Here is a 14,559-nt window from a genome sequence, read left to right on the forward strand (position 1 = left end):
TTTGCATTTAGGGAATACGAACAATGGCCACTGAAATCACAGTCCCGGTCCTTGGTGAATCGGTCACAGAAGGCTCCATCGGTGAATGGCTGAAACAGCCCGGCGACGCGGTCGCGGTCGATGAACCGATCTGTTCGCTTGAGACCGACAAGGTCGCGGTTGACGTGCCCTCGCCCGTTGCTGGCATCTTGAGCGAGCACCGCGCTGCAGAAGGCGACACCGTCGAAGTGGGCGCGGTTATCGCGGTGATCGAAGAGGGTGCCTCTGCCGGTACGCCTGCTCCTGCTGCCAAGGCCGATCCGGCTCCTGCGACAAGCGCGCCTGCTGATACAGGTGCAGCGCAAACGCTGTCCCCCGCCGTGCGCCGCGCGGTTCTGGAACACGGCGTTGACCCCAGCACAATCAAGGGCACGGGCAAAGACGGACGCCTTACCAAGGAAGACGTGATCGCCGCTGCCAAAGCGAAGGGCGATCCGGCTCCGGCCCCATCGCCAGCGGCAAGCTCTGCGCCCGCAGAATCATCGTCGCCGGTCACCGGCCGCCGCGAAGAGCGCGTCAAAATGACCCGTATGCGCCAGACCATCGCCAAGCGTTTGAAAGGCGCTCAGGAAGAGGCGGCGCTGCTCACCACATTCAACGATGTGGACATGAGCGCGGTCATCGAGGCGCGCACCAAATACAAAGACATGTTCGCAAAGAAGCATGATATCCGTCTGGGTTTCATGGGCTTTTTCGCGAAAGCGGCGTGTCTGGCATTGAAAGACGTGCCGAGCGTCAACGCCTATATCGAGGGCGACGAAATCGTTTATCACGACTATGTCGATATCTCGGTCGCAGTCTCGGCGCCTAACGGCCTCGTGGTCCCTGTGATCCGCGATTGTCAGGACAAGGGTTTTGCCCGGATCGAGAAAGACATCGCCGACTTCGGCAAGCGCGCCAAGGACGGCACGCTCACCATGGCGGATATGACCGGCGGCACTTTCACCATCTCCAATGGCGGCGTGTTCGGCAGCCTTATGTCGACCCCGATCATCAACCCACCGCAGTCCGCAGTGCTGGGTCTCCACCGCATTGAGGACCGCCCGGTTGCGATCAATGGCGAGGTCGTGATCCGCCCGATGATGTACATCGCGCTTTCCTACGACCACCGCCTGATCGATGGCCGCGAAGCTGTGACCGCACTGAAAATCATCAAGGAAGCAATCGAAGATCCGACCCGGATGCTAATCGACCTCTGATCCCTCTATCCAACGACTAGGACCTACGCCCATGCGCGCAAACTCACTCATCCCTCTCGCTCTGGCAGCCCTGTCATTGACAGCCTGTGAGGCAGCGACCGAAATGGCAGGCGATGCCATCAAGGAGCAAATCCGCACCGAATTTGTCGCGCAATGCGAACAAATCGCGCAGGATAATGGCTTCGCCTCGGAAAAGGTTGGTCCAGCGTGCAATTGCGTCGCTGATAATCTTGCAGCGGATGCCGCCGATGGTTCGCTTGAGGTAGACACGCAGAAGGTCGAGGAGCTGCTTCGCACTTGCGGTGCAGAAACCGGTGAGACCGGTGAGAGTGCTCCTGTGGCGGATGCTGCGTAAGCTGCCTGTGCGTTCCTGCGACAGTTGAACACCCGAGCCGCCTTCGACGAGCGCCGCTACACACATTCTGTCACCAACACCCTGCCCCAATTCTGGGCGCGGTTTGGTGGGTTGCCTGATGTGGCGGGCAAGCATGTGCTCGACTTTGGCTGCGCGCGTGGGGCGATGGTGCACACTGTGCTCGAAGCGGGAGCCGAGAGCGCTGCGGGGATTGATATCAACCCTGACTATATCTCCTTTGCGACCGCCAAGCATGCGGACCAATGGAGCGGCAAAGCCCAGTTCATCTACGGCGATATTCGCGAAGAGACGCTCGAACCTGCCGACATCATCACCTCGTGCAACGTGATGGAGCATGTGATGGCTCTGCCCGAGACGCTCGCGGCCCTCGTCCAATGCGCGAAGCCGGGCGGCGAGCTTTTCATAGGGTTCTCGCCCTTGTGGCACTCACCCTTTGGCCATCACCGCCTGATGGAAACACGCCTCCCCTGGGCGCACCTTCCCCGCAAGAACCGCGCCTTTCTCGACCGGCTTATCGACGACGAAGGCAACTCGCCCGAGAGCATCCAAGAGCTTGGCTTCAACGGCGCGACGCCAGCCGACTTTCGCGCGGCCCTAAAAGGCCTCCCCGTCGAGATCATCTCCGCGCGGCGCAACGTTGCCACGCACCCGCTCAAGCAGCTCGCGATGAAGGCAATGCTCGCACCTTCCCTCATCCCAGCACTAGAAAAATACGTCACAATCGGCATTTACTGGCATTTACGACGCACAAAATGACAAGTCGTAGGGCAAAAGTAGCAATGGCCAACGCGCGCCAAAGTGCCTAAATGAACACCGGATCTTATTTCATGCCATCAAAACGGGATCATACGAACCATGGCTGACACTGCTTACGACTTCGATTGCCTTATCATTGGCGCTGGCCCCGGCGGCTATGTCGCTGCTATTCGCGCGGCGCAATTGGGCCTTAAGACGGCCTGTGTGGAAAGCCGCGAGACGCTGGGGGGCACCTGCCTCAATGTGGGCTGTATCCCGTCAAAAGCGCTGCTCCACGCGTCTGAACTCTTCGAAGAGGCAGAGGGCGGTCACTTCGCCACCTGGGGCATTGATGCCAAGGCGACCTTCGACCTGTCGAAAATGATGGGCGAGAAATCAAACGCCGTGGGCGATCTCACGGGGGGAATCGAATTTCTGTTCAAGAAGAACAAGGTCACATGGCTAAAAGGCCTTGGCTCTTTCGTGGATGCGCACACCGTCAAAGTTGGCGATGAAACCTTCACCGCAAAAGACATCGTCATTGCAACCGGCTCTTCCGTCACCCCCCTCCCCGGTGTCGAGGTCGACAACGCAGGCGGGCGCATTGTGGATTCCACTGGCGCGCTTGAGCTTTCCGAAGTGCCAGAGCACCTTGTCGTCATCGGCGGCGGTGTCATCGGACTTGAGCTTGGCAGCGTCTGGCGTCGCCTTGGCGCGAAGGTCACTGTGGTCGAATTCCTGCCGCAAATCCTCCCCGGCATGGATGAGGAAGTGCGCAAGGAAGCGAACAAGATCTTCAAGAAACAGGGCCTCAACTGGATGCTCGGCCACAAGGTCACGGGTGCGCAGGTCAAGGGTAAGAAAGTCGCTCTCACCATCGAGAAATCGGACGGAGGCGATGAGCAAACGCTTGAGGCAAGCCACGTGCTGGTTTCCATCGGGCGTCGTCCAAACACCGAAGGGCTGGCGCTCGACAAGGCGGGCCTTCAGGTCAACAACCGCGGCCAGATTGAAATCGACCACGAATTTCGCACCGGCGTCGAAGGCATCTGGGCAATCGGCGACGTTGTGCCCGGCCCCATGCTCGCCCACAAGGCCGAGGATGAAGGCATTGCGGTCGCTGAAAACATCGCTGGCGAAACGGGCATTGTGAACCACGATGTGATCCCGAACGTCGTCTACACCACCCCGGAAATCGCAGGCGTTGGCCTCACGCAAGAGCAAGCCATCGAGGCAGCGGGCGGCGACAAGTCCAAGGTCAAAATCGGCAAATTCCCGATGATGGCGAACAGCCGCGCCAAGGCAAACCGCGACACCGATGGCTTTGTAAAAGTCATTGCGGACGCAGAAACCGACCGCGTTCTGGGCGTGTGGATGATCAACAGCCTTGCTGGCACGATGATCGCACAGGCAGCCCAAGCGATGGAATTTGGCGCAACGAGCGAAGACATCGCCTACACCTGCCACGCGCACCCCACCCATGCTGAGGCCTTCAAGGAAGCGGCGATGGCGGTCCAGGGTAAGCCTATCCATATGTGAGGGTAGACCAATTGGAAACGAGGCAGGACCATTCGGGGATCATCGCAAGATGGCACGCTGGCCTGCCTCTTATGCTTCCTGCCCTTGCTGGCATAGCCTATCTTGTCGCGGCGGGCGCTCCCGGCTCCTTTGCGATTGTGAACGCAGGCGCTCTTGCGGTCGGGCTTGCTTTGATCGCATTGGTGCGGTTCCCCGCCTCCAGCCGCGCACGGATTGTGGTTCTCTTCGCGCTTTGCTCAATCCTAGCAATCCCGCTCACCTTCGGGCCATGGATCGACGGCATCTCTCGCTGGATCGCGGTGGGAGGTTTCACGCTCCACACCGGCTTTCTCGCCGCGCCTTTGCTGGTGCGCATTGCAGCTGGTGAGATCGGGTCCGGACCTTGGTTTCTGCTTGCCGCCATCCTGCTGGCATTTGCGCAGCCTGATTTTGCGACTTGCCTTGCCCTGTCCTGCGGCGCGCTGACAATCGCGATCTCCAATCGGAATGGTACGATGCTGGCTGTCACCGTACTCGGATTTGCCGCGAGCATTGGCGCGAGTTTTGCTGCGCCCCTTCCACCGCAAACATTCGTCGAGAGGATATTGCCAGAACTCTGGGTCTCATCACCCCTGGCTGCAAGCGCGCTGGCCTTGTCACTGATCGCAGCTGCGGGCGCGCTTCTGGCGACCGCGCGCATTGCCCTGCCCCAACGTTTGGCGCTGCTGGGCTGCATGACAGGCTTCGTGATAGCGGCGTTCCTTGGCGATTATCCCTATCCCTTAATCGGGTATGGAGCGGCATCGCTTTTGGGGTTCGCTATTGCGCTGATCACGCCGCGTCCCGCTGCTAGGAGCTAAATCATTGGCCCGTTCAGTTGCAATCATCGGAGCGGGCCAGATTGGCTATGCGGCGTATCATGCTTTCAGCAGCTCGGGCTTTGAGTGCATACTGTTTGCCCGCACCGAGCCAGAGTGGATCGGCGGCTGGAAGGGTGAATTCAGACCATATGTGCTTGGCGAAGATACGGCTCCCGAAGCTGACATCGTACTGGATACTATTGCATTCGATCATGGCGATGTTGCCCGCTACGATCCGGACAAAGTCGGCCGCTACATCGCGATCTCTTCTGCCAGTGTCTATTGCGACGACGAAGGTCGCACACTCGATGAAGGGCCAGTCAATGGCTATCCCCGTTTTCCGGACAGCATTGCCGAGGATCAGTCCATTGTCTCACCCGGGCCGGAGACATACTCGACCCGTAAGGTCCGTATGGAAAACAAGGCACGGGAGATGTTTGGCGAACGCGCGACCATATTGCGACCCTGTGCCATATACGGAGCCGAAAGCCGCCATCCGCGCGAACTGTGGTTTGTCAAGCGGTTCCTTGATGGACGCAGGCGCGTGCCGCTGATTTATGAAGGGCAATCGCAGTTCCAGACAACCGATGCGTGGTGGCTCGGCGACATGGCCGTTGCTGCGGCGGAAAAAGAGCTTGGGGGCATATTCAATGTAGCTGACCAAACAGCGCCGACGGTCACCCAAATCGGCCAAGCCATCGCGCAACATATGGGCACGGTGATCGAGATCGAGCCTATTGAAGGGACGGGTCCGGGATTTGTCGGAAGAACACCATGGTCGCTACCTTTGCCTATGCGGGTCGATGCATCGAAAGCGGTGGAAGCTATCGGCGAGCCTGCGACGAACTACATCTCACAGGTGAAAATGGCCGTGGATTGGCTCACCGAGATGAACCCGACCGACTGGCGCGCGGCCTTTCCTCAGCTCGCCGCATAACCTTGGGATCTGTTCGATTACGAGGCCGAAGATCGTTTTCTTGCCTCGCTCTGACTGAGAGTTACCAGGCACCGCTTGTATCTTTCAGCTTGTGCTGAACTCATATCACTGTATGTGTATTGGTGATGTCATACACCAATACAGGATGTCTCCTCATGTTGATCTCTCGCACCTTGCTTCGCTCGACGCTTCCAATTGCCCTGGCGTTGACCCCGTTTGCGGTGCAGGCACAAAGCACCGAGGAACTCACCGAGATGGTCGAGGTTGAAGCTGCCAGCGGCGCTTACATGGGCTCTGTCCTTGTCGCGAGGGGCGATGAAGTTCTGCTCGACCAGGCGTGGGGATCGGCAAATCTGGAGTGGGATATCGCCAATACCAGCGACACGCGCTTCCGGATCGGCTCTGTCACCAAGCAGTTTACAGCCGTTTCTATCCTGCTTTTGCAAGAGCGCGGATTGATCAATATCGAAGATCCGATCAGCAAATACATCGAGGATGCGCCGGAGAGTTGGGCCAAGATCACCGTGCGCGACCTGCTGCAACACACATCAGGCATACCCAATCTGACGTCGCTGGACAGCTTCGGCACGCAAAAATTCCTGCCCACCTCACAAGATGAATTGATCGCGACGTTCTCAGGGCTGCCGCTGGAATTCGAACCGAACTCTGAGTGGCGCTATTCCAATTCAAATTTCGTTCTCCTTTCGCGGATGGTCGAGACGGCCAGCAAAATGAGCTATCAAGACTTCGTCAAAACGAACCTGTTTGATCCGCTTGGGATGAAATCGACCGGCATTGATCGAAGCGCAGAAATCCTGCCAAAGCGTGCGGCGGGATACTCTCCTTCAGATGACGGGATTATCAACGCCGAATACGTGAATATGGCCATCCCCACCGGGGCAGGGGCGCTATATTCATCCACCGGCGACCTGTTGAAATGGCAGCGCGGCCTTTTTGGAGGTAAGGTGCTCTCCGAAGCCAGCATGACCCAGCTGACAACGCCCAGCGAGTTTGAGGCTGTCGCAGGCGCAAAATATGCGTTGGGCTTGTTGGTGACCGACACGCCTGAGGGGCGCTCGATCTGGCATGGCGGCGGGATCGAAGGCTTCAACGCATTTCTCGGCTACGATCCAGACACAAAAGTGACTGTTGTTGTGCTTGCAAACTTAAACGGCGGATCGGCGTCGAAGCTGGGAATGGGCTTGCTCGAGGCCACCCGGGAAAAGTGAGCTTGCCTGTGTTCAGCACAGAAAGATTGCACACGGGCCAACACTCTAATTGATCCCATCCCTTCTGGTCCTTAGAACCGGACGTGAGGGGATGATAATTTGGCCTATCCGAAACTGACCGATAAACCCGGCGCGCTTGAAACTGCCGCTGCGATCCGTGCTGGCAAACTGTCTGTTGCCGAGGCGGTGGACGCAGCGATCACACGGATCGAGCAGCTCGATGCCGAAATTGACGCGCTGGCTGTGCCCGATTTTGAGCGCGCGGCGAAGACCGCCAAGGCGATGGATGAGCAAGGCCCGCAAGGCCCGCAAGGCCCGCAAGGCGACCAGCCGTTGTTCGGTGTGCCAATGACGGTCAAGGAAAGCTTTGATGTGGCTGGCCTGCAAAGCTGTTGGGGGCACAAGAGCCTCACCGATTATGTGCCCACCAAAGACAGTGAGCTTGTGCGGCGTTTGAAAGCAGCAGGCGCGGTGATCGTTGGCAAGACCAATGTGCCGGTCGACCTTACCGATTGGCAGAGCTTTAACCCGGTCTATGGCCGCACGAACAATCCGCACAACACGGCCCGCTCTCCGGGAGGTTCCTCAGGCGGCAGCGCGGCAGCGGTCGCCTCTGGCATGGTGCCTTGTGAGTTTGGGACAGACATCGGCGGATCGGTGCGGGTCCCTGCGCATTTTTGCGGGGTGTGGGCGCACAAACCTACTTGGGGCCTTGTTTCAAAACGCGGGCATGACCACCCGCAAATGGCGAGTGCCAAGGGATTTGTGACAGCGCACGATGGCGTTCTATCGGTGGCGGGGCCATTTGCCCGCAATGCGCAAGATTTGAACCTGATGATGCAAATCGCGGCACAATATCCCCTCGCCAGCAAGGGCAAACCGCTCAAGGATTGCCGCGTCTTGGCAATCACCGAATATCCCGGTGCGCCCGTAGACGCTAGCGTTGCAGAGCCGACTGAGGCCGCGATTGAGGCTTTGATCAAAGCGGGCGTGACAGTGGATCGCAGCCCTGACGTGTCGTGCGATCTCATCCCGGACCTCGCCAAGCAACAGGCCGACTATATGCTCATGCTCAATGTGGCGATGGCGCGCGGGGCGCCCTCTCCCACTGGATCACGGGCAAGTGCGACCGACTGGTTCGATCTGCTCGATGCGCAGGCGGTGAACCAGGCGCAGTGGGCAGCGCTGTTTGAAACCTACGATTTCGTGCTCGCGCCCCCTGCCCCCGTGCTTGCCATCCCTCACAGCGACAAGCGCGCGTTCGATCAGCCCATGCGCATCAATGGACAGGATGTGCCGGGCGCTAATGGCCTTGCATGGTCAGGCATCGCAACTTTCCCCTGCCTTCCTTCAACAGTGCTCCCCATCGGCTCGGGCACGTATGAGGGCGCTGAGCTTCCTTGCGGAATGCAGGTGATGGGGCCACTGATGAGCGATCTCGACTGCATCGACGCAGCGCAGGCCATCGGGAATATCTTGCACAGTTGACCCCTCCACGCCATGGGCGCTGAGACATGAACGACGCGATCCTCACCCCTATTCTCGACTGGCTTGATGTAGCCGGGATTGCGGTTTTTGCGCTGTCTGGTGCGCTGGTGGCCGCGCGTGAGCGGCAGACATTTGTGACGATGGGTTTTTTTGCGCTCGTCACCGGTGTTGGCGGAGGTACGATCCGCGATCTTTTGATCGAAGCGCCGGTGTTCTGGATGCACGATCCATGGGTGGCTGCGGTGTGCCTTGGGACAGCGCTTATCGTGTGGTTTACCCCGGTCAGATGGTGGGATGGCAAGCTGCTCGATTATGCCGATGCGCTTGGCCTTGCCGCCTATGCTGTGCTGGGAAGCGCAAAGGCACTTGCCTACGGTATTCCCCCTGTTCCAGCCGCGCTCATGGGAGTGATCACCGGCTGTGTCGGGGGCGTGATCCGCGATGTTGTCGCAGGGCGCCCGTCGATCATTATGCAGCCTGAGCTTTATGTCACCGCCGCAGCGTTAAGCGCAGGGATCACGGTTGCAGCGATGCAGATTGCAGGCACGACCGAAATCGGCGACTGGGCGATTTGGATTGCCGCTTTCATCGCAGGCTTTGTGCTTCGCGCAGCAGCGATCCGGTTCGAATGGGGTCTGCCAAGCTATGGCCGGGCCAGTTACGGTGTCCAAGAGAACAGGGGCCAAGAATATGGGGCCCAAAAGAATGGGGAAGAGCCTGCGCCCTCCCCCAACACTTCACATGAAGATCACTCAGACCCTTCTTCACCCGGCAGGGGACCACCCGGATAGGCGGGGAGCCGCTCGTCATTAGGGTCAATCGCAAGGTCAGGCCGCGTGGTGCCGCCAACATCAGCGCGCGCGCTGGCGTAGCGATCATCGGACAATTGTCCTTCAGCGCGGGCCCTATCGACGCGGGCCCCATCGACGCTGGCAAGACGCTGTGTGGTTGGAAGCGATGAGCTTCTCACACCGCGCCCATAATCAACGCCAGAGATCTGGCCGGAATTGTCAATCTCACATGAAAAGCCCGAACCATCAAAGAGCGAGCCGGTCACAATCCAGCCAGAGCCAACCCGGCTTGCGCCATCGACGCTGTCGACACGGATGTTCTGTTCAATTTCGTTGAGGCACATGGAAACCGCATTGTCGATGCCAGAGCCGCCCGAGGTCGAGCGGGTTGTTGTCCGGCGATTCTCTGGACGGTAATCATAGTCGCGGTCGCGCACACGATCACGCTCAACCACCACGACTTCGCGGTCACGGCGGCGGTTGTTGTTCGCAGCGCTTGCAATCGCGGCAATCCCGCCAAGCACGAGAACGCCAGCAAGAATGTCACCACCGCGCACACCGCGCCGGTGGCCACGCCATCCGCGGCGACCACGCCAGCCCCAGCGTCCCCATTCCTGCGCGGTATCAGCGCCGGGAACCGAAGGAGCGCCAAGCGTGCCTAGCGGGTTTGCAATGCCGTTATTGGCTGTTGTGCTGGCGATAAAGCCGGTGGCGTATCCTGCCGTACCGGTCGGCGCAATTTCAGCCGCCTGAGCCTGCGCTGGTGTAAATGCGAGGCTGGCGGCGGCGATAAGGCCGGAAATGCCTGCCAAGCGTGATTGGGCGATCCGTGAGTGTTGAGCCATGAAGCTCCCTCCTGTTTTTATTCAATTGGAGGGGCACCCACCAACGCCCCTGATGGTCACAATAGCTAGGCGGCCCAGGCTTACGCAAGCCTGAACCGCCCGGTGGTGGAGAGTTAGAAGGTATTGATTGGGTTCTTCAAAGACCGCGAATGCCTCTGAAGTCGACTTGTGGACGCCCTCTGCCGTCGACGAAGCAGGTGAAACGGCCTCGATCAAAGTTCTGACCCCGGAAGCCACGGTTGCCCTGGACTTCCATCCGGCCCTTGATGCGCCAGCCATAACGGGTGCGGTCAACATCGCGGATCTGTGTCACATCGGCAAAGCGATAGCCTCCAAAACGGCGGGCCTGACGTTCGGCGACGCGGATACAGCGTTCAATCGCACGCTCGCCGCCGCCCCGACCCCGGAAGTTCCCGCGGAAATTGTTGTCAAAGCCGCGATCATAGCCCCGGAAGCGCGTGTCACGGTGGCGGCGATCCCTGTAACGGTCGCGGTCGCCATCAAAGGCCCCGGCAAGCGCGGCAATACCGCCAATAATGACAGCGCCAGCGATCACATCGCCTGCATCAATGCCGCGATCACGGTGGCGATCATTTGCCATGGCAGGACTTGCCGATGCGAGAGCCATTGCGCCAGCCGCGACAGTCCCGAGCGTGGCTCTGGTGAGAGTCTTGTTAAGATCAGTCATTGAGTTCATCCTCGGGTTCTTAGTGGAAGGGATCATTCCCGTTCACTGTGGAACCCTTTTAGATGAACAAACCTGAGGTGATTCTGAGCAAGCCTTACAGCCGGTGTTCAGATAAGTACGCACTTACCTGAATGCGCTGAGTTCACTCCTCCAACGCCGCGAGTACGTCGCGGGTGAAGGCTGCGATATCAAAGCGGGTCCCCACCATATCCTCACCCCGCCGCACGATCACGACATCGCGTGAGGGAACAACAACGACATATTGCCCCCGGTTGCCCCGCGCAGCAAAAGCGTCATCAGGAATGCCCTCGAATGCGTTGCCCTCAGGCCGGCGGAACGTCCACCACCCCGCGCCATAGCCCCATTGCGTGCCTTCAGGCTGAGGGCCGCTGGGGTCGGAGACGTATTCTACCCAGCCTTCCGGGAGGATTCGCGTGCCGTCGGGCAGAACGCCGTCATCGAGGTAGAGTTGGCCAAGCTTGGCCAGATCGCGAGCGGTGGTCCACGCCTGGCTCGACATGATATACTGACCGCGCCAATCAATCTCCGCGACCGTATGCGTCATGCCCAATTTGGCGAACAATTCGGAAGGCGGATGATCGTCAAACGTGCCCGCAATCGCCTGAACAGCGGCGAGCGTATCATTGTTCGCGTAGCGATAAACCGTTCCGGGCTTATAGACCAACGGCCAACCCAATGCCGTCTCCAATACGCTTGCCCCGCCCCAATAGAGCGGATCAGTACGGTTTCCCGGTGTGTCGGAATAACGTCCCGAAGCCATCCGCAACGCGTGGTCAATTGTTATCTCCTCGCGCGGTTCGCCGCGCTTGAAGCCCAAACCAGCAGAGCTCTCGACCGTGGCATCACCGCGTTGGACCGCCGCCCCTATGACAGTTGCAGCAATGCTCTTTGCTACCGACCACGTGCGCTGAGGCGTGCCGTAATCGAATTCTTTGATATAACGCTCGCCCACGGTTTTGCCTTTATAGCGAACCAGGACCACAGTGGTTCTTGCTCCCTCTCCGTATGCGCCTGAGAACGCCCCTTCAAAAGAAGGCCGAAGTGTTCTGGGTGCTTCATTAATGGGTGGAGGGACACGCAAACGACTTTGAACTGGGTTTGCCGGGCGACCGTAATAATGGCCCGGCCCCATAATCGGATTAAGAGCGCAGCCGCGGTCATTGTCCAAGTGGATCGCGGCTCGAGGCTGAGAATCTTCGGCCCAATCGACCTTGACCCGTTCGACTGTCCCGTTGTCATGTCGCAAAATCTCAAATGGTAATTCCCGCACTATCTGATCGAGCGGTGCCTGAATGCCGGTGAGTTCCCACTGCATCACGCTTTCTGGTGAACGGGACGCACCATTTGCCTCGGCATGAGAAATCGCACTGCACAAGAAGAGCGCTTTATAGCCCGCTGCAAGCGCGCGGTTGTATCGCTCATCGAGGCGCTCTTGGGCGCTTTGGGCGACGCTTGGTGATGTTGCAGATGTTGTGAGAGCTAGAGCCGTTGCGGCGAGGATCAGTTTCTTCATGGGCGCAGACACTACCCGTACCCGCACAAAAGAAAAGGGGCCGGTGGATCGCTCCACCAGCCCCTTATTGTCTCTTGGAAAAAACGCTTACGCTTCAGCTTCGGCGTATTCACCAACTTCGGCCATGTTCGGGCCTGAATCCTGGCCGCGCGCGTCTTCGTCGCGGTCGACCAGTTCGATCACTGCCATTTGCGCGCTGTCGCTGGCGCGTGGGCCCATCTTGATGACGCGGGTGTAGCCACCGTCGCGGTCCTTGTAACGCTCCGCCAGAACTTCAAACAGCTTCTTAAGCTGGGTTTCGTCCTGGAGGCGGGTCATCGCAAGGCGACGGTTTGAAAGGCCACCGTGCTTTGCAAGCGTGATGAGTTTCTCGATGTACGGACGCAGTTCTTTCGCCTTTGGCGCAGTCGTGACGATCTGTTCGTGCTTGATGAGAGCGGCCGACATATTGCGGAAAAGAGCCTTGCGGTGGCCCGATTTACGCGAAAGCTTACGCTGTGAAATTCCGTGACGCATTGTATTTTCCTTTGTTCGATAAGGGCCCGTATCAGGTAGCCCAAAGCTGGTCGGTTATGGGGCCAACCTTTCCCCTTTCGTCATCCCAGACTTGATCTGGGATCTAGAGCTTCAAGCGCGGAGCCTGCCGCCCGAGACCCCAGCGTTGGATCGAAGATCCGTCTTCGACTCCGCTGGGGTGACGGTGGTTACTTAACCAAGCAGCTCTTGTTCAAGCTTCTTAGCCATTTCTTCGATGTTCTCAGGCGGCCATCCGGGGATGTCCATTCCGAGGCGCAGACCCATGGATGACAGCACTTCCTTGATCTCGTTCAAGGACTTGCGGCCAAAGTTCGGGGTACGCAGCATCTCGGCTTCGGTCTTTTGAACCAGATCGCCGATGTAGATGATGTTGTCGTTCTTGAGGCAGTTTGCCGAACGCACAGACAGTTCCAGCTCGTCCACCTTCTTGAGAAGGTAGCGGTTGAGTTGGTTGGCATCGTCCTCTTGCGGGGTCGCTGCCTGACCGATCATTTGCGATTGTGGCTGTGGAATGCCGTCTTCGAAGTGTACGAAGAGCGTCAGTTGGTCCTGCAAAATGCGGGCAGCATATGCAACCGCATCTTCAGGAGTGACCGTGCCATCGGTTTCAACGGTGAGGCTGAGCTTGTCATAGTCAAGCTCTTGACCAACACGTGCGTTCTCGACCTTGTAGCTCACCTGACGAACAGGAGAGTAGAGCGAGTCCACAGGAATGAGGCCAATTGGCGCATCAGCCGGACGGTTTTGTACCGCAGGCGAATACCCTTTACCCACGTCAGCGGTCAGCTCCATGTTGAGCGTTGCGCCTTCGTCGAGGTGACACAGGACAAGGTCCTTGTTCATCACTTCGATGTCACCGGTGACAGCAATGTCGCCAGCTTTAACGGTCGCAGGCCCAGTTACGGAAAGTTGAAGACGCTTTGGTCCCTCGCCTTCCATCTTGAGAGCGATCTGCTTGACGTTGAGCACCATATCGGTGATGTCTTCGCGCACACCTGCGAGCGATGAGAATTCGTGCAGTACGTTCTCAATTTTGATCGAGGTAATTGCCGCGCCCTGAAGCGATGAAAGAAGCACACGGCGCAAAGCGTTACCAAGCGTCAGACCAAAGCCGCGCTCAAGCGGTTCGGCGACGAAGGTGGTTTTGCGCTTTTGGTCGCTGCCTTCTTTAATTTCGAGAGCGTTGGGTTTCTTCAGTTCCTGCCAGTTCTTCATATTGACGGACATGGATTTCCCCTAATTCGCTTACGTTAGCGGTTCGATTTCAGAATTCGGGTCCAGAGCGCTCGTCAGCAGCATATGAACCCGTTGGAGAGGTTGGGCCGCATTAGGCAGCCCGCCCTCCTCAATCGGATCAGCGTCGGATTAGACCCGGCGCCGTTTAGAAGGACGCACACCATTGTGCGGGATCGGCGTCACATCGCGGATGGAGGTGATGTTAAAGCCCACTGCTGCAAGACCGCGAAGCGCGCTCTCACGGCCAGAACCTGGGCCTTTGACTTCGACTTCCAGCGTGCGAACGCCGTGTTCAGCAGCCTTCTTGCCTGCATCGTCCGCTGCAACCTGTGCGGCGTACGGGGTAGATTTACGACTGCCTTTAAAGCCCATCGCTCCTGCCGAAGACCAGCTGATCGCATTGCCTTGTGCATCGGTGATGGTGATCATCGTGTTGTTAAAGCTCGCATTGATGTGAGCAACACCACTGGTGATGTTCTTTCTGTCGCGCTTCCTGACTTTTCCGGGTTCGCGTGCCATTACATATATTCCTTTAACTCGTCCGAAG

At 58.5% G+C, this 14,559-nt stretch carries 15 protein-coding genes; 9 read left to right on the top strand and 6 right to left on the bottom strand.

The window, feature by feature from the left end; translation table 11 throughout:
- Positions 1 to 23: 23 nt before the first annotated feature.
- The 9 genes from odhB (at position 24) to EH31_RS03615 (ending at position 9,172) form a co-directional block, all read left to right on the top strand.
- Positions 24 to 1,238, top strand: a complete 1,215-nt coding sequence (gene odhB, locus EH31_RS03575) for a 2-oxoglutarate dehydrogenase complex dihydrolipoyllysine-residue succinyltransferase (protein WP_034958118.1) — start codon at positions 24 to 26, stop codon at positions 1,236 to 1,238.
- 31 nt (positions 1,239 to 1,269) lie between these two features.
- Positions 1,270 to 1,593 carry a hypothetical protein gene (locus EH31_RS03580; RefSeq protein WP_034958119.1) on the top strand — a complete coding sequence of 108 codons (324 nt, stop codon included), beginning with the start codon at positions 1,270 to 1,272 and terminating at the stop codon, positions 1,591 to 1,593.
- A 24-nt stretch (positions 1,594 to 1,617) separates the two neighbouring features.
- The gene (locus EH31_RS03585; RefSeq protein ID WP_034958120.1) at positions 1,618 to 2,370 is read left to right on the top strand and encodes a class I SAM-dependent methyltransferase; all 753 of its coding nucleotides are present in this window, start codon (positions 1,618 to 1,620) and stop codon (positions 2,368 to 2,370) included.
- Positions 2,371 to 2,469: 99 nt separating this feature from the next.
- Positions 2,470 to 3,888, top strand: coding sequence for a dihydrolipoyl dehydrogenase (lpdA, locus tag EH31_RS03590; RefSeq protein ID WP_034958121.1), 1,419 nt, complete (start codon positions 2,470 to 2,472; stop codon positions 3,886 to 3,888).
- Between the two features lie 11 nt (positions 3,889 to 3,899).
- Positions 3,900 to 4,727, top strand: coding sequence for a hypothetical protein (locus EH31_RS03595; RefSeq protein WP_034958122.1), 828 nt, complete (start codon positions 3,900 to 3,902; stop codon positions 4,725 to 4,727).
- Between the two features lie 4 nt (positions 4,728 to 4,731).
- Positions 4,732 to 5,664 (top strand): Rossmann-fold NAD(P)-binding domain-containing protein, encoded by a 933-nt coding sequence (locus tag EH31_RS03600; RefSeq protein ID WP_081853196.1) that lies wholly within the window; start codon positions 4,732 to 4,734, stop codon positions 5,662 to 5,664.
- Between the two features lie 155 nt (positions 5,665 to 5,819).
- Positions 5,820 to 6,893: a serine hydrolase domain-containing protein gene (locus tag EH31_RS03605; protein ID WP_051698906.1), complete on the top strand. Its 1,074-nt coding sequence runs from the start codon at positions 5,820 to 5,822 to the stop codon at positions 6,891 to 6,893.
- Between the two features lie 99 nt (positions 6,894 to 6,992).
- The gene (locus EH31_RS03610; protein WP_051698907.1) at positions 6,993 to 8,381 is read left to right on the top strand and encodes an amidase family protein; all 1,389 of its coding nucleotides are present in this window, start codon (positions 6,993 to 6,995) and stop codon (positions 8,379 to 8,381) included.
- A gap of 26 nt (positions 8,382 to 8,407) precedes the next feature.
- Positions 8,408 to 9,172 (top strand): trimeric intracellular cation channel family protein, encoded by a 765-nt coding sequence (locus EH31_RS03615; protein WP_051698908.1) that lies wholly within the window; start codon positions 8,408 to 8,410, stop codon positions 9,170 to 9,172.
- Here EH31_RS03615 and EH31_RS16700 read toward each other — a convergent pair.
- The 6 genes from EH31_RS16700 to rpsK form a co-directional block, all read right to left on the bottom strand.
- Positions 9,130 to 10,017: a hypothetical protein gene (locus EH31_RS16700; protein ID WP_051698909.1), complete on the bottom strand. Its 888-nt coding sequence runs from the start codon at positions 10,015 to 10,017 to the stop codon at positions 9,130 to 9,132. The two genes, EH31_RS03615 and EH31_RS16700, sit on opposite strands and share 43 nt — an antisense overlap.
- 136 nt (positions 10,018 to 10,153) lie before the next feature.
- The gene (locus EH31_RS03625; RefSeq protein ID WP_034958922.1) at positions 10,154 to 10,705 is read right to left on the bottom strand and encodes a hypothetical protein; all 552 of its coding nucleotides are present in this window, start codon (positions 10,703 to 10,705) and stop codon (positions 10,154 to 10,156) included.
- A 142-nt stretch (positions 10,706 to 10,847) separates the two neighbouring features.
- The gene (locus EH31_RS03630; RefSeq protein ID WP_034958123.1) at positions 10,848 to 12,239 is read right to left on the bottom strand and encodes a serine hydrolase domain-containing protein; all 1,392 of its coding nucleotides are present in this window, start codon (positions 12,237 to 12,239) and stop codon (positions 10,848 to 10,850) included.
- A gap of 87 nt (positions 12,240 to 12,326) precedes the next feature.
- Complete coding sequence (rplQ, locus tag EH31_RS03635; RefSeq protein WP_034958124.1) at positions 12,327 to 12,755, bottom strand: 50S ribosomal protein L17; 429 nt, start codon at positions 12,753 to 12,755, stop codon at positions 12,327 to 12,329.
- 192 nt (positions 12,756 to 12,947) lie between these two features.
- Positions 12,948 to 14,003 carry a DNA-directed RNA polymerase subunit alpha gene (locus EH31_RS03640; RefSeq protein WP_034958125.1) on the bottom strand — a complete coding sequence of 352 codons (1,056 nt, stop codon included), beginning with the start codon at positions 14,001 to 14,003 and terminating at the stop codon, positions 12,948 to 12,950.
- 138 nt (positions 14,004 to 14,141) lie between these two features.
- Positions 14,142 to 14,531, bottom strand: a complete 390-nt coding sequence (rpsK, locus tag EH31_RS03645) for a 30S ribosomal protein S11 (RefSeq protein WP_034958127.1) — start codon at positions 14,529 to 14,531, stop codon at positions 14,142 to 14,144.
- Positions 14,532 to 14,559: the final 28 nt, after the last annotated feature.

The sequence above is a fragment of the Erythrobacter longus genome, from assembly GCF_000715015.1.
Classification (GTDB): Bacteria; Pseudomonadota; Alphaproteobacteria; order Sphingomonadales; family Sphingomonadaceae; genus Erythrobacter; species Erythrobacter longus.

What these genes read in the sequence shown, in the direction of transcription:
- lpdA (WP_034958121.1), top strand. Translation starts at nt 2,470, where the DNA reads ATGGCTGACACTGCTTACGACTTCGATTGCCTTATCATTGGCGCTGGC.
- EH31_RS16700 (WP_051698909.1), bottom strand. Translation starts at nt 10,017, where the DNA reads ATGGCTCAACACTCACGGATCGCCCAATCACGCTTGGCAGGCATTTCC.
- rplQ (WP_034958124.1), bottom strand. Translation starts at nt 12,755, where the DNA reads ATGCGTCACGGAATTTCACAGCGTAAGCTTTCGCGTAAATCGGGCCAC.
- EH31_RS03615 (WP_051698908.1), top strand. Translation starts at nt 8,408, where the DNA reads ATGAACGACGCGATCCTCACCCCTATTCTCGACTGGCTTGATGTAGCC.
- EH31_RS03625 (WP_034958922.1), bottom strand. Translation starts at nt 10,705, where the DNA reads ATGACTGATCTTAACAAGACTCTCACCAGAGCCACGCTCGGGACTGTC.
- odhB (WP_034958118.1), top strand. Translation starts at nt 24, where the DNA reads ATGGCCACTGAAATCACAGTCCCGGTCCTTGGTGAATCGGTCACAGAA.
- EH31_RS03605 (WP_051698906.1), top strand. Translation starts at nt 5,820, where the DNA reads ATGTTGATCTCTCGCACCTTGCTTCGCTCGACGCTTCCAATTGCCCTG.
- EH31_RS03640 (WP_034958125.1), bottom strand. Translation starts at nt 14,003, where the DNA reads ATGTCCGTCAATATGAAGAACTGGCAGGAACTGAAGAAACCCAACGCT.
- rpsK (WP_034958127.1), bottom strand. Translation starts at nt 14,531, where the DNA reads ATGGCACGCGAACCCGGAAAAGTCAGGAAGCGCGACAGAAAGAACATC.
- EH31_RS03580 (WP_034958119.1), top strand. Translation starts at nt 1,270, where the DNA reads ATGCGCGCAAACTCACTCATCCCTCTCGCTCTGGCAGCCCTGTCATTG.
- EH31_RS03630 (WP_034958123.1), bottom strand. Translation starts at nt 12,239, where the DNA reads ATGAAGAAACTGATCCTCGCCGCAACGGCTCTAGCTCTCACAACATCT.